The sequence below is a fragment of the Polynucleobacter sp. VK25 genome, from assembly GCF_018687355.1.
Lineage (GTDB): Bacteria > Pseudomonadota > Gammaproteobacteria > Burkholderiales > Burkholderiaceae > Polynucleobacter.
Genome location: NZ_CP061288.1, coordinates 907,312 through 921,245, shown reverse-complemented (window position 1 = coordinate 921,245; position 13,934 = coordinate 907,312). Strand labels below are relative to the sequence as shown.

The following is a 13,934-nucleotide window of genomic DNA, read 5'->3' as shown; positions in this document are numbered from 1 at the left end:
CATGTCCAATTACCCAGTCCTTGTTGCTCTATCCAGAGATCCTATAGCTGAGAAGCTGGTCTTTTCTTTAAAGGATCAAGCCTTGACGTTTGGAGTCTCGCTTCACTCTATCGGTGGACAGGTGGGAAATGGGGCTTACTATGTCGAGCGTTTTGAATCGAACAGCCATTTAGATACCGCACAACGTGAACAGCTAAGATCTATTGCCGCAAGCTTTAATGCTGACCTATGCTTTCTTAGGTCTAATCTAGTGCCGCAAGATATTCGTGTTTTGGCGATGGATATGGACTCAACCTTAATTAACATCGAATGTATCGATGAGATCGCCGATTTCACAGGCAAGAAATCCGCTGTTGCAGAAATTACTGAAGCCACAATGCGCGGTGAAATTAAAGACTTTAAAGAGAGTTTGCGCAGACGTGTTGCATTGCTTGAGGGCGTCCACGCTGATGCCCTCGAATCCGTTTATCGCGAGCGCTTGCGCCCCAATCCTGGTGCAGTTGAGCTTTTGGCTGGTGCCAATGAACGCGGTATGTATACCCTCCTAGTATCCGGCGGCTTTACTTTCTTCACCGAAAAGTTACGTCAGCAATTAGGCTTTAAACAAACACAAGCCAATACATTAGAAATCGTTGATGGCAAGCTCACTGGAAAAGTACTCGGTGAAATCGTCGATGGAGCAGCTAAGGCCGCTCATTTAGATGAGGCTTGCTCTCGACTTGGTTGCACTAAGGCAAATGCCATCACTATGGGTGATGGCGCTAATGATTTAATCATGATGAATGGTTCGGGCATTAGCGTTGCCTACCAAGCAAAACCGGTTGTTAAAGAAAAAGCCGACGCGGCTTTTGACCGAGTCGGCTTAGATGCTGCTCTACTACTGATCTCTTAAGTTTTTACCCAAGAGTTCAGCGTAATACTTACGCTTGTATATCCTTACAGGCGCTCAAAAATGGTCGCAATACCTTGACCACCACCAATACACATCGTTACCAAAGCATATTTACCTTGAACGCGTTGTAACTCATGGATTGCCTTAGTAGCAATCGCAGCGCCGGAACAACCAATTGGGTGTCCTAAGGCAATAGCGCCGCCGTTTACGTTGGTCTTAGCTGGATCTAAACCTAAGCCCTTAGTCACTGCTAAAGCTTGCGCAGCAAATGCTTCATTAGACTCAATCACATCCATTTGATCTAATTTGAGTCCAGCACGCTCGAGAGCGATTTTGGTTGCCGGGATTGGGCCTTCACCCATGATGTGGTTTGGAACTCCAGCCACAGCATAAGATACCAAACGGGCGATTGGCTTATGACCAGCCTTCTTCGCAGTTTCAGCATCAGCTAATACAAAGAATGCGGCACCATCATTAATGCCTGATGCATTGCCAGCCGTTACTGAGCCACCCTCTTTTTTGAACACTGCCTTCATCTTGGCAAGTGTTTCCATGGTGGTCTCTGGCTTGACATGTTCATCGGTATCAAACACTACGTCACCCTTACGAGTTTTAATAGTGATTGGCACGATCTGAGATTTAAAGCGGCCCTCTTTAATGGCATTTGCCGCACGACGATGAGACTCGACCGCAAGAGCGTCCTGCTCATCACGTGTTAATTTCCATTTTTCAACAAGATTTTCAGCTGTAACACCCATGTGACCAACGCCAAATGGGTCAGTCAAAATACCAACCATCAGGTCGATCATCTTGGTATCACCCATACGCGCACCACTGCGCATTGCTGGAGAACCATACATGCCACGAGACATGACTTCAACGCCACCGCCAATACCGTAATCACAATCACCCAACATAATTTGCTGAGCAGTTGTTACGATCGCCTGCAAGCCAGAGCTGCACAAACGATTTAAAGCCATTGCCACAGATTCCATTGGCAAGCCAGCTTGGATTGAGGCTACACGTGCAACATAACCATAGCGACTATCTGTAGGGATAGTGTTACCCACAGTAATGTAATTAATAAGCGCAGGATCTACACCCGAGCGAGCAACCGCCTCTTTCATTACGATGCCGCCAAGCTCAGATGGCTCAAAACTGCTGAGAGCACCGTTAAAGGTGCCAATTGCGGAACGAACTGCACTTAAGACAACGACATCACGACTCATATCAATCCCCTTTGCTAAGCCCAATTAATGGGCTGACACTGCACTAAACAAGTACTAATTAAATGATCCAGCTATCATTTTTATTCGATCCGTCAAGTTTCGGCTATTAGGTCATGCCCTTGGGAGCTAATGACGGTTACGCGAATGATTTCACCGGCACGATAGCGTTTGGAAGGCTTACTTGGCGGCAAAACCCTCACTAGACCATCGATTTCAGGGGCATCACCGATAGTTCTGCCAATTCCACCCTGCTCGTCCACCCGATCAATGATGACCTGGATGCGCTTGCCTATTTTTTTAGCAAGTCGCTTAATCGAAATTTCCTCGGCTTTTGCCATAAATCTGGCGCGGCGCTCTTCACGAAGATCAGTAGGAACCGGATTGTCCAATTGATTAGCGGTCGCACCTTCAACTGGTGAATAAGCAAAACAACCCGCCCGATCAATTTGCGCCTCGTCAAGGAAGTTGAGTAAATATTCAAACTCTTCCTCGGTTTCACCAGGAAAGCCTGCGATAAAAGTACTGCGAATCACCAAATCAGGGCAAGCTTGGCGCCATGCTGAAATGCGCTCAATATTTTTCTCGCCGCTAGCGGGACGCTTCATGCGCTTCAAGACATCAGGGTGCGCATGCTGCAATGGAATATCTAAATACGGCAGAACACCATAACCATGCTCTGAGAATTCAGCCATCAAAGGAAGAACATCGTCTACGTGGGGATAAGGATAGACATAGTGAAGTCTCACCCAAGCCTGATGCTCACGCGCAATTTGGTTTAAGGCGTTAACCAAATCAAACATTTTGGTTTTCACGGGTTTGCCATCCCAAAAGCCTGTGCGGTACTGAATATCAACACCATAGGCACTGGTATCTTGCGAAACAACTAACAACTCTTTTACACCCGACTCAAATAAGCGCTTAGCTTCAAGCAAAACCTCGCCAATTGGTCGCGAAACTAGATCGCCACGCATATTGGGAATGATGCAGAAAGTGCAACGGTGATTACAACCTTCGCTAATTTTGAGATAGGCGTAATGTTTAGGAGTGAGCTTCACACCTGCTGGTGGGACCAAATCTATAAAAGGATCATGTGGCTTAGGCAAATGTAAGTGAATTGCTTGCATCACCTCGTCAGTGGCGTGAGGGCCTGTAACAGCGAGAACTTTAGGGTGAATGCTGGAGATGAGGTCGCTGCCGTCGGCATTTTTTCTGGCACCCAAGCAACCAGTCACAATCACTTTACCGTTCTCTGCTAAGGCCTCACCAATAGCAGAGAGACTTTCCTCAACTGCAGAATCGATAAAACCACAGGTGTTAACAACCACAAGATCCGCGCCAGAATAATCTTTGGCAGTCTCGTAACCTTCGGCACTTAGTTGCGTCAGAATTAGCTCAGAATCTACAAGCGCCTTAGGGCATCCTAAGGATACAAATCCAATTTTACCGGCCACAACTATTCTTTTTCAGTTTTGTTAGGCTGAGCTGTAAACGGAAAATTTCCAAAAATATTTTGCGAGCCCTGTACTTGCTCTTGCATTTTGATGAAAAGATCTTTGCTCTGCTCCATATAGTTACCCATCAAACCCTGCATGAGCGGGTTTTGTAGGTTCATCATCTGCGACCAGGCTTCAGGTGTACTACCAGCACCTAGTCCCTTAGTTTGGTCGCCAAGCTTATTGTGGATATCCACAAAAGATTGCATGGTCTTTTCAAGATAATTACCCATCAATCCTTGCATGGAGTTTCCATAAAAGCGAATGATTTGAGAAAGCATTTGAGTAGAGAAAACTGGTGCACCACCAGCTTCTTCTTCAAGAATAATTTGCAGCAAGATGTTGCGCGTTAAGTCTTCTTCGGTTTTAGCATCCACTACCTTGAATACTTCATTTGCCATCACCAAATTCTTAATATCAGACAAGGTGACATAGGTACTAGTCTGCGTATCGTAGAGACGGCGATTTGGATATTTCTTGATGAGGCGATCTTCGCCAGCTCGTTTAGCGCGGGTAACCATTTTTTTCCTTACTTTTTTTACTGCAACGCAACACGAGCGTAGTTTATCCCTAGTTTGACCAAAAGGTAAATACGCTGTGTTGCGGGCTGTAAGTGCTGATTAAATTGCTGCAGCGCAATATTAACCAGTATGAATACCGCCATTTAATGAGAAGTCTGCTCCAGTAGCATAGCCACCATCATCAGAGGCTATCCAACAGCAGATGGAGGCAATCTCCTCTGGAGTGCCCAAACGCTTCACCGGGATACCAGACACAATCTTCTCTAAGACATCTTCTCGGATGGCTTTCACCATATCGGTCCCGATATAGCCCGGGGATACAGTATTCACAGTAACGCCCTTGGTAGCCACTTCCTGAGCCAGAGCCATTGTGAAACCATGTAACCCAGCTTTAGCAGTGGAGTAGTTGGCTTGTCCGAATTGACCCTTTTGACCGTTTACAGAGGAAATATTAATGATTCGACCCCAGTTGTTTTCAACCATGCCATCAATCACTTGTTTAGTAACGTTAAAGAGAGAGTTCAAGTTGGTATCAATAACCGCTTTCCAGGCATCTGGAGTCATTTTGCGGAAGACGCTGTCACGAGTGATGCCAGCGTTGTTAACCAAAACATCAACACGACCAACTTCAGCCTTGACCTTCTCAAAGGCAGCAACAGTACTATCCCAATCAGAAACATTGCCTTCAGAAGCAATAAATTCGTAGCCAAGCGCTTTTTGCTCGCCAATCCAGCGATCCTTACGGGGCGAATTCGGGCCACAACCAGCAATTACCTTAAACCCATCCTTAGCAAGACGTTGACAGATAGCGGTACCAATACCACCCATACCACCAGTTACATATGCGACTTTTTGAGACATTGAATTCCCCTTTTAAAAACCTTCGTTAATCGTTATTGAATTTCTGGTGTTGCTTTTTCTTTGACATAAACACCAGGTGCAGCTTCCATTTTTTTGTACTTAGCGTTACCAAAGGTAGCGCTAGCCTGCCTCTTCTCACCGCCAAATTGCTCTAGCCACTGAGTGTAGTCAGGCCACCAGCTACCTTGTATTTGTTTTGCACCCTGCAGCCACTCTTGAGCTGTTGGTGCAATCTTGCTGTTTTCAAAGTAGTAGCGTTTATTTTTAGCGGGCGGATTGATGACGCCCGCAATGTGTCCAGACGCTCCAAGAACAAAACGATTTTTCCCTTTGAGGAGATGTGTTGACTCATAAGCAGACTGCCAAGGAACAATATGATCTTCCTGCGAAGCATATAAATAGGCCGGACATTTGATTTTTCCGAGATCGATCTTTTCACCGCAAATTTTGACTTTGTTAGGCTTGACTAAATCATTTTGCAAATAGGTATGACGTAAATACCAGCAGTACATTGCACCAGGAAGGTTCGTAGAATCGCCATTCCAGTACAACAAATCAAATGGTGGAGGCGAATTACCTTTGAGATAGTTCTCCACTACATAGTTCCAGACCAAATCATTTGGGCGCAAGAATGAGAAGGTATTTCCTAAATCTAAGCCCGACATCATGCCGTACTTGCCACCTTTGCCGCCAATGCTGTTCTCGCGCATCTCGACCATGCCTTCGTCAATAAAGACATCCAGAATGCCGGTATCCGTAAAGTCCAACAATGTAGTCAACAACGTCAAGCTTGCGGCTGGATGCTCGTCTCGCGCCGCTAATACCGCCAATGCTGAACTGGTTAAGGTACCGCCAACGCAGAATCCCAAGATATTAATTTGCTTGGTATCGCCGACCTCTTTAACAACATCAATCGCTTTAATCACACCTTTGCCTACATAGTCATCCCAACTCACTTGGGCCATCGAAGCATCGGGATTTTTCCAAGACACTAAAAAGACGGTGTGGCCTTGGCTGACCATATGGCGCACTACCGAGTTATCAGGCTGCAAATCTAAAATGTAATATTTGTTGATGCATGGTGGCACCATTAAGTATGGGCGCTCGAACACTTGCTCAGTTAATGGTGTGTATTGAATGAGTTCAAACAACTCATTACGAAACACCACATGACCTTCTGTAGTGGCAATATTTTTGCCAACCTCAAAAGCAGATTCATCCGTTTGAGAGACCTTGCCTTTTTTCATATCCCCCAACAAGTTCACAATGCCTTTTTGAATGGATTGTCCTTGCGAGCTAATAATGCTTTCCAGTACCTCTGGATTGGTGGCAATGAAATTTGATGGCGAAAGTGCATCAATCATTTGCTCTGTAGTAAATAGAATTTTTTGCCTAGACTTTTCATCTGTCTCAACTGCTTTTGCTAATTCCATTAAATATTTGGAATTGAGTAAATAGGTAGCAGCAATGACTTTGCTCCAGGATGAGTGCCAGGCTTGACCTGCAAAACGACGGTCTTTAACCTCAATCGCTTCAGGATTGGTTGCAATATGCGCCAATTCCGTGAAATATTCTTTTTGAATTTCAGATAAACGCTCTGGCGGAATTAGTGCCATATGGTGCGGCGCCAAAGATGGCGTTGCACCCGTATTCATACCTGCAAACATATTAGTCTCTTCTATAAGTTAAAGACATTCTCCGCCCTTAAGCACTATAGAGTTATACGCAAATACCCTAGCCCAATGGATAAGCTAGTACTAACCCGTATATTTATTACAAATCTATTTTGTGATCCAAATTGCAGATGCAAATCGACCGGTATCACCATCGCGGCGATAGGAAAAAAACTGCTCTTGATCCCTCACTGTGCAATATTGCCCACCAAAAATCATGTTGACGCCACAAGCCTCCAGCCGCCCTTTTGCTAGTTTGTAAATATCGGCCAAGAACTTGCCTGGTTTATGGTCAAGCGCTTTAAATGCATCCATCGGGATGGGGTAAGCAGCGTTATTGAAAGCCGTTAACACATCATCTCCAACCTCAAATGCGTCAGGACCTATTGCAGGGCCTAGCCATGCCATTACATTAGATGGATTTTTATCGCTAGAAAGTTTTAATAGCTCAGCGAGGGTATTTTCAAGAATTCCGGCACACAGGCCCCTCCAGCCAGCATGTGCGGCGCCAATAACAGACCCTTCTGTATTGGCAAAAAGAACGGGGAGGCAATCGGCAGTCATGATAGCCAATACCTCTCCTGGAATGTTGGTAACAGAAGCATCGGCTTGATGATTTACACCTGGGTTTAATTGACGACTTTGCGGAGTGCTGACCGCCGTACCATGGACCTGCTTTAACCAAATGGGCTCTGCTGGCAATTCCTTGGCGAAGATAGCTCTATTCGTCAAAACGTTATTAAGCTCATCGCCCACATGGTCACCTAGATTCAAAGAATCAAAAGGCTTTTGACTAACGCCCCCCTTACGAGTGCTCACCAAGGCTTTAACTGAATTTGGTGTCGACCACTGAGGGGTAATGAAACTCATGAGCGCAATTCATTTTCTATAGAGGTCAACACCACAGCCTCTTTAGGAAGAACCTCTTCATTCATTCCAAGCTGGGGCAACAACTCAATAATGTCTTGCGGCGGCAATCGAAACCAAGTCATCAATTCATTTTTAACTGGATGCTGAAGACTCAGCGCAAAGGCATGCAAGGCTTGGCGATTGAATGTTAGGATTTTGGCTGCACCCGGTGTTTTTTTGCGATAGACAGGATCGCCGACTAAGGGAAAGCCAAGGGACTCTAAATGAACCCGAATCTGATGGGTGCGTCCGGTCTCCAGTCGACACTCCAGCAGCGCAACAGTGGACTCCCCAACCAAACCTTTGGCTAGGCGTCTAAATAAAGTAGCTGCGGGCTTACCTTGGGGGCTGCCAGCTGCCATTTTCAATCGATCCCGTTGATCACGGCCAACCGCTGCCAGGACCTTTCCTTGGCTTGGGGGATCTCCCCAAACGCAAGCAAGATAGCGGCGCCCTACCGTTCGCTCTTGCAGTTGGCGGACTAAAGAGGTTTGTGCCTGTGAGGTGCGGGCCACCACCATTAATCCCGAGGTATCTTTATCTAGGCGATGAACAATTCCTGCCCTAGGAAGCAACTTCAGCTCTGGATAGCGAAATAAGAGTCCATTTAGTAGCGTCCCCGACCAATTTCCAGCCGCCGGATGCACCACGAGGCCCGGTGGCTTATTCACCACAATGATGGCGTCATCCTCATAAACCACCTCTAAGGCAATATCTTCTGGGCTAAAGGCAAATTGCTCAGGCATTTCTTGCGGAAATACCTTAATACTCTCGCCACCATGGAGCAAGTAACGGGCTTTGGTGACTTTTCCATCAACCATCACACCCCCCGCCTCAACCCAAGCCTTAAGGCGATTGCGCGAATAATCCGGCAAAGACTGTGCCAGCACCTTATCCAAGCGCTCACCAGCCATCTCTAAAGGGATATCTAGGGAGATGAAATCCTCATCATCGATATAATCAATGGGATTCGAATCAGGAGTTTGCGGCAATGCCACGCTTAGAGAGCCTTTCAGTTATGTCCGACGTAATATCAGACGCCAGTTTAAGGCTTGCTGGGAATTCTTCCCCACAAAAAAAGAGCTCACATGTATACAGCGCTCCTTTCGCCCTGATTTTTGCCCTGATCCTTGCATTAATGTTGTTAGGTGGATGCGCAGGTAGTGATGGCAGCAAAGATGACACCGACATTTGGTCTGAGGCAAAACTCTATTCGGAGGCCACTGACAAACTCAACGATGCCGACTTTGCTAAATGCGGAAAATACTTTGAGAAATTAGAGGCACGCTTTCCATTTGGTCCTTACTCACAACAAGCCCAAATTAATGCAGCCTATTGCTATTGGAAAGCACAAGAGCAAACTCAGGCACTCGTTGCGATTGATCGCTTTATTAAATTACACCAAGGCAGCCCAAACTTAGATTACGCATACTATTTAAAAGGTCTTATTACTTTTAACGATGATCTGGGATGGTTGGGCAAATTTACTGGACAGGATCTAAGTGAGCGTGACCCTAAAGCCGCTAAGGAAGCGTTTGAATCCTTCAAAGTAGTTGTTGAGCGTTTCCCAAATAGTAAATACGCTCCCGATGCTTTGGACCGGATGCGTTACATCGTTAACTCCCTTGCAGAGGCGGACGTTTTGGTAGCGCGTTTTTACTATCAACGTGGCGCCTACCTAGCTGCAGCCAACCGGGCTCAGCTAGTGATACGAGATTATGACCGCGCACCTGCCGTTGAAGAAGCGCTTTACATTCTGACGAAGTCGTATGAAAAGCTTGGCATGATTCAGTTGAGCAACGATTCTGCCCGTGTCTTTAAACTTAATTTCCCGGATAGCCAGATGATGGAGACTGGTCAACGCGTTAAAAAAGAGCGTAGATGGTGGCAGTTCTGGAATAAATAATTTTTAATACACTTATTTCAAATTATTTCTTGATGCATAAAAAAATCCTCCGCACTGGAGGATTTTTTATTAGACAGAATTGCTTGATTTGGTTATTTGTTTATTTGTTTATTGGCTTTTATTTAATCTCAACCGGCACTCTAGGTGCGACAGCGCAAAGCAACTCATATCCAATCGTATCGCTCATTCGTGCAACCTCATCGACGGGAACTTTATCGCCCCAGAGTTGTACTAGGCTTCCGATCTTGGCATTAGGCGCCTGACGTAAATCAATCGCCAGCATATCCATTGAAACTCGACCTACTAGAGAGCAAATGACGCCATCACTACCGGTGGATACCCAAACTGGAGTGCCATCTTTTGCATGACGTGGATATCCGTCAGCATAGCCACAAGCAACAATACCAATACGCATTGCATCAGGCGCCTCATAACGACCGCCGTAGCCAATGCGATCCCCTTTTTGTAGTTCCTGAATATCAATAATTTCACTGTGAAGGTGCATGACTGCTTGTAGATTGGCATGCTCTATATCGGCGTACAGTCCTGTTGGCGAGGCGCCATAGAGCATGATTCCGGGTCGCACCCAGTCACCCAAAGCATTGCGATGCCACAAAATAGCGGCAGAGTTCGCTAAGGAGGTTGAGCCTGCTAGGCCCGCAATCGTTTCATTAAATAGCTCTTGTTGAGCGCCAACCGAAGGCAATCGATCGACTTGATCGGCATTCGCAAAATGGGTCATGTGATGCATGTGGTATCCAGCAGCATGCAAGCGATGAAATGCGGTTCGGTAGGCTTTAGGTTTGAAACCCAAACGATTCATGCCGGTATTCATCTTTAGAAAAACATTAAAAGGTTTATGGTCTTTATGTTTGAAACGTTCAAGCCACTCGACTTGAGCATCGCAATGGACCACCAAGTCACACGCCAACTCTTGTGCGCGGCTCAACTCGTTTTCATGGAAAAACCCCTCCAAAAGCAGGATTCGCCCTTCCCAGCCGTGATCGCGTAGCCAGGCTGCGTCCTGTATGTCCAATAAGGCAAAGCCATCGGTAGAGGCCAAACCCTTCAGAGCAGCATCAAAGCAATGACCATAAGCACGGGCTTTAATGACAGACCAAATCTTGGACTCTGGCGCCAATTCACGAACTCGGTTTAAATTATGCTGAAAGGCAGCAGAATGAATAGACGCCAAAATTGGTCTATTAATCAGGCTGTTAGCAGATTCACCCATATTCACCCCTCCTTTCATGTTTTAATTGTATTAATGACTAGATTGTACGAATGAACCGTAGCTTTTACATCATTATGGCGGCGCAATTTTTTTCGTCGCTTGCTGATAATGCTCTCCTGATAGCAGCTATTGCCCTCTTGGCCCAGCTTCACGCGCCGGCCTGGATGACGCCTTTGCTCAAATTGTTCTTTGTATTGTCCTATGTTCTCTTGGCAGCCTTTGTTGGAGCGTTTGCAGACTCCCGCCCCAAGGGTAATGTCATGTTCATTACCAATACCATTAAGTTTGTAGGGTGTGTGGCCATGTTATTTGGCAGTCACCCATTAATGTCTTATGCCATTGTTGGTCTTGGCGCTGCAGCTTACTCACCAGCGAAGTACGGCATTCTGACCGAATTACTACCCCCTGAAAAATTAGTTGCCGCCAATGGTTGGATTGAGGGTCTCACGGTTGGGTCCATCATTCTGGGAACCGTTTTAGGTGGCGTCCTCATTAGCAGCACCGTATCTCAAAGTCTTTTGGCTTGGGATATACCTACATTTGAGACTGGTATTGATACCCCAGCTGAATCAGCCATCTTAATCATCATGATGATTTATGTAGTTGCGGCTCTGATTAACCTCAAGATTCCAGATACTGGCGCTCGCTACGTTTCTCAAAAAACCAATCCAATAGAGTTGGTTAAAGACTTTGCTATTTGCTTTAAGACCCTTTGGGATGATCGCCTTGGTCAAATCTCTTTAGCGGTCACCACCTTATTCTGGGGTGCCGGCGCTACCCTGCAATTTATTGTGATTAAGTGGGCGCAAGTTGCGCTGCACATGAATTTATCTCAGGGTGCAATTCTGCAAGCGATATCCGCCGTTGGAGTAGCCGGCGGTGCAGTTTATGCCGCCTGGAGAATTCCGTTGCGTAAGTCTTTAAACGTTCTGCCGTATGGCATCGCCATGGGTCTGGTTGTCTGTGTCATGGCTGTCTACAACTCAGATCTACTACCGAATACAAGTATTTTTTCTATCGGTAAACTGCAGGTTACTCTGAACTTATTGCCTGCTTATATATTGCTGATTTTGGTAGGCTGGTTGGCCGGTTACTTTGTAGTACCTATGAATGCCTTGTTGCAACATCGAGGTCACGTTCTGATGTCGGCAGGCCACTCTATCGCCGTTCAGAACTTTAACGAAAACATTTCAGTGTTGATGATGTTGATGATCTACTCACTACTGATCTGGTTAGATGTGCCCGTTCAAATTGTCATCATTGGTTTTGGTGTGGCTGTAAGTCTCATCATGTGGCTTGTCATTAAGCGGCACGCCAGAAATCAAGCGGAATATGACTCTATGCATTTGATTGGCGAACATAAGCACTAAGCTTACTCACCACTAAGTCATGACTTAGTTATGACTTCACCTTCAGCTATTTTGCAGTACCGACCTAGCAAGCAGTAAATCTTGCCATAGCAATGACTTCTCTTTTGCACTGGTGAGGGCTTGGTTTAACTCAAATGAAGCAATCACCGGAATCTCTTCTTCGTTACCAGTATTTAAGGCCAGCACAGTCTCGCGGAGCTGAGGTAATGGATCTCTCTCTCCGGTAATTTTCTGGGCAACCGTACCGCCAAAGGCTAACGCCACTACTGGTGTGTCTGGGCTTGATAACTGAGATAGCTTGTCAGTGGAGCTCTTCCAGATCCATTCATTCTTAGCCAATCCCAAAACACGAATGATGCTCTGAAACAGAACTTTTGCCTCACCCTGAGGTTCGTTACCGAAAAACCACCAAACGCCATAGGAAGCTCGCTGCGTTGATTCATTCTCTGCTACGGAGTCTTGGGTGTTATTAGCAACTGAAGATGCTACAAAAGGCTGCACAGCATCGCGGGAGGTCCACTCCGTGATGCCCATTTCCTTTAAAAAGACTGAATGATTATTGGTCATGACTCTAGCTTAATCGATTTGGCCATCACCAGTGCATCCTCACGAGAACAGGTCTCTGGGCTTGCTGGATAGTAATTCTTGCGAACGCCAATCTGTTCGTACCCAAGTTTTTGATAAAGCGCTAATGCTGCGGTATTGGTGGGCCGCACTTCCAATATGATGCGCGGCATTTTCTGTTGAACAGCAACCCCTTCGATGGCAGCCATCATTCTTTGCCCAAGACCAAGCTTGCGCAAATGAGGTGAAACCGTAATGTTCAGAAGATGTAATTCATCTACAGCGGGAAATAAAATGCAATACGCCCATAGAACAGCTGGATCTAAATAAGACCCCTTCACAACTTGATCCACTTGTGGGCGGATGCAATAGGCCCAATGCCCGGCAGCTAAAGAATCTGAAAAGTTTCCCTTGGTCCAAGGATGAATATGTGAGACTGATTCAATTCTCAACACCTCATCAAGGTCTGCAGCTTGCATTGCCAAGAATGAGAGTTCAGCCTCACCGCCGACCGACGAATGATTTGACATTACTTAAACGCCTCTTCACGTTCAGCGGTAGTCAAGGCCACCTTATTACGCACATACAAAGGCTCAAGCTGTCGAACATCTTGCTGCTTTCCTTCTGCAAGCATTTGTTTAGCGCAGGCCAAAATACCCAAGGAGGAAATCGCAATCTCTGAATCTAGAGCGCCTTTAAATTGAGGCAAGCGCTTACTGTAGGCATTAATAGCGCTTCCAGCCAGGAACTCAATGCCCTGAAGGTCAATATCTTCCGGCTTTGTAAGGCGAATATCGCCAATGCGCTTTGGCAATTGGTTGGATTGATATTCATATTTAGCCCAATAAACCTCCTCCATGCGCGCATCAATTGCAATGATGAATGCTTTTGGATTTATATCTTTAAATGCATGAGTAGTAATTAATTGAGCTGATATTGCATCAAGGCTAGTTACGGCGATCACTGGTAGATTGTTTGATATTGCCAATCCTTGAACTGCTGCCACCCCCAATCTCACACCCGTAAATGCACCAGGGCCGATACCGACTGCGATAGCATCCAAATCTTTTAATTCAATATTTGCTTTACGCAAAAGCGCTTCAATCCAAGGCAATAGGAGTTGGCTAGCGCCAGCCGAGACGGCCTCATGCCTATGCTCTGCAACTTGTTCGCCTAAAGATAAAGCCACCGAACACCAGGCTGCGGAGGTGTCGATGGCTAATAAATTTGCCAATTTAAGCCTTACTTGGTTATTTACTTACTGAGTTAGTAACATGCCTAA

The 13,934-nt window shown here is 46.0% G+C and carries 14 protein-coding genes; 3 read left to right on the top strand and 11 right to left on the bottom strand.

From position 1 onward, the window contains the following. Nucleotide 1: 1 nt before the first annotated feature. The gene (gene serB, locus AOC21_RS04790; RefSeq protein WP_215392620.1) at nt 2-892 is read left to right on the top strand and encodes a phosphoserine phosphatase SerB; all 891 of its coding nucleotides are present in this window, start codon (nt 2-4) and stop codon (nt 890-892) included. A 44-nt stretch (nt 893-936) separates the two neighbouring features. Here the strand turns inward: serB and AOC21_RS04785 are convergent, their stop codons facing one another. The 7 genes from AOC21_RS04785 to AOC21_RS04755 form a co-directional block, all read right to left on the bottom strand. Further along, nucleotides 937-2,121, bottom strand: a complete 1,185-nt coding sequence (locus AOC21_RS04785; protein WP_215392619.1) for an acetyl-CoA C-acyltransferase family protein — start codon at nt 2,119-2,121, stop codon at nt 937-939. 92 nt (nt 2,122-2,213) lie between these two features. Continuing rightward, nucleotides 2,214-3,572 (bottom strand): 30S ribosomal protein S12 methylthiotransferase RimO, encoded by a 1,359-nt coding sequence (gene rimO, locus AOC21_RS04780; RefSeq protein WP_215392618.1) that lies wholly within the window; start codon nt 3,570-3,572, stop codon nt 2,214-2,216. A gap of 2 nt (nt 3,573-3,574) precedes the next feature. Further along, a complete protein-coding gene (gene phaR / locus AOC21_RS04775) occupies nt 3,575-4,135 on the bottom strand; it encodes a polyhydroxyalkanoate synthesis repressor PhaR (protein ID WP_215392617.1) in 561 nt (186 codons plus the stop codon). 120 nt (nt 4,136-4,255) lie between these two features. Next, a complete protein-coding gene (locus AOC21_RS04770) occupies nt 4,256-4,996 on the bottom strand; it encodes a 3-ketoacyl-ACP reductase (protein WP_215392616.1) in 741 nt (246 codons plus the stop codon). A 32-nt stretch (nt 4,997-5,028) separates the two neighbouring features. Next, the gene (gene phaC / locus AOC21_RS04765; RefSeq protein ID WP_215392615.1) at nt 5,029-6,663 is read right to left on the bottom strand and encodes a class I poly(R)-hydroxyalkanoic acid synthase; all 1,635 of its coding nucleotides are present in this window, start codon (nt 6,661-6,663) and stop codon (nt 5,029-5,031) included. A 114-nt stretch (nt 6,664-6,777) separates the two neighbouring features. Beyond that, entirely contained in the window at nt 6,778-7,539 is a 762-nt protein-coding gene (pgeF, locus tag AOC21_RS04760) for a peptidoglycan editing factor PgeF (protein ID WP_215392614.1), read from the bottom strand. Next, a complete protein-coding gene (locus tag AOC21_RS04755) occupies nt 7,536-8,576 on the bottom strand; it encodes an RluA family pseudouridine synthase (protein ID WP_215392613.1) in 1,041 nt (346 codons plus the stop codon). The genes pgeF and AOC21_RS04755 overlap by 4 nt, the downstream gene beginning before the upstream one ends. Before the next feature lie 20 nt (nt 8,577-8,596). Between AOC21_RS04755 and AOC21_RS04750 the strand changes: the two genes are divergently transcribed. Further along, nucleotides 8,597-9,484: an outer membrane protein assembly factor BamD gene (locus AOC21_RS04750; protein WP_215392612.1), complete on the top strand. Its 888-nt coding sequence runs from the start codon at nt 8,597-8,599 to the stop codon at nt 9,482-9,484. A 118-nt stretch (nt 9,485-9,602) separates the two neighbouring features. On the opposite strand, the gene alr is transcribed toward AOC21_RS04750, so the two are convergent. Beyond that, the gene (gene alr, locus AOC21_RS04745) at nt 9,603-10,694 is read right to left on the bottom strand and encodes an alanine racemase (RefSeq protein ID WP_215392761.1); all 1,092 of its coding nucleotides are present in this window, start codon (nt 10,692-10,694) and stop codon (nt 9,603-9,605) included. A gap of 74 nt (nt 10,695-10,768) precedes the next feature. Between alr and lplT the strand changes: the two genes are divergently transcribed. Then, nucleotides 10,769-12,088, top strand: a complete 1,320-nt coding sequence (lplT, locus tag AOC21_RS04740) for a lysophospholipid transporter LplT (protein ID WP_215392611.1) — start codon at nt 10,769-10,771, stop codon at nt 12,086-12,088. Between the two features lie 42 nt (nt 12,089-12,130). On the opposite strand, the gene AOC21_RS04735 is transcribed toward lplT, so the two are convergent. Genes AOC21_RS04735 through tsaB form a run of 3 tightly spaced genes read right to left on the bottom strand, consistent with a single transcriptional unit; the run spans nt 12,131 to nt 13,886 of the window. Further along, nucleotides 12,131-12,655: a DNA polymerase III subunit psi gene (locus AOC21_RS04735; protein ID WP_215392610.1), complete on the bottom strand. Its 525-nt coding sequence runs from the start codon at nt 12,653-12,655 to the stop codon at nt 12,131-12,133. Continuing rightward, entirely contained in the window at nt 12,652-13,182 is a 531-nt protein-coding gene (gene rimI / locus AOC21_RS04730) for a ribosomal protein S18-alanine N-acetyltransferase (protein ID WP_215392609.1), read from the bottom strand. The genes AOC21_RS04735 and rimI overlap by 4 nt, the downstream gene beginning before the upstream one ends. Further along, complete coding sequence (tsaB, locus tag AOC21_RS04725; RefSeq protein ID WP_215392608.1) at nt 13,182-13,886, bottom strand: tRNA (adenosine(37)-N6)-threonylcarbamoyltransferase complex dimerization subunit type 1 TsaB; 705 nt, start codon at nt 13,884-13,886, stop codon at nt 13,182-13,184. Before tsaB ends, rimI begins: the two co-directional genes overlap by 1 nt. Nucleotides 13,887-13,934: the final 48 nt, after the last annotated feature.

Excerpts from the sequence above, each read along its gene's own strand:
- AOC21_RS04750 (WP_215392612.1), top strand. The coding sequence starts at position 8,597 with ATGTCCGACGTAATATCAGACGCCAGTTTAAGGCTTGCTGGGAATTCT.
- phaR (WP_215392617.1), bottom strand. The coding sequence starts at position 4,135 with ATGGTTACCCGCGCTAAACGAGCTGGCGAAGATCGCCTCATCAAGAAA.
- AOC21_RS04785 (WP_215392619.1), bottom strand. The coding sequence starts at position 2,121 with ATGAGTCGTGATGTCGTTGTCTTAAGTGCAGTTCGTTCCGCAATTGGC.
- rimI (WP_215392609.1), bottom strand. The coding sequence starts at position 13,182 with ATGTCAAATCATTCGTCGGTCGGCGGTGAGGCTGAACTCTCATTCTTG.
- pgeF (WP_215392614.1), bottom strand. The coding sequence starts at position 7,539 with ATGAGTTTCATTACCCCTCAGTGGTCGACACCAAATTCAGTTAAAGCC.
- phaC (WP_215392615.1), bottom strand. The coding sequence starts at position 6,663 with ATGTTTGCAGGTATGAATACGGGTGCAACGCCATCTTTGGCGCCGCAC.
- lplT (WP_215392611.1), top strand. The coding sequence starts at position 10,769 with ATGAACCGTAGCTTTTACATCATTATGGCGGCGCAATTTTTTTCGTCG.
- serB (WP_215392620.1), top strand. The coding sequence starts at position 2 with ATGTCCAATTACCCAGTCCTTGTTGCTCTATCCAGAGATCCTATAGCT.
- AOC21_RS04770 (WP_215392616.1), bottom strand. The coding sequence starts at position 4,996 with ATGTCTCAAAAAGTCGCATATGTAACTGGTGGTATGGGTGGTATTGGT.
- AOC21_RS04735 (WP_215392610.1), bottom strand. The coding sequence starts at position 12,655 with ATGACCAATAATCATTCAGTCTTTTTAAAGGAAATGGGCATCACGGAG.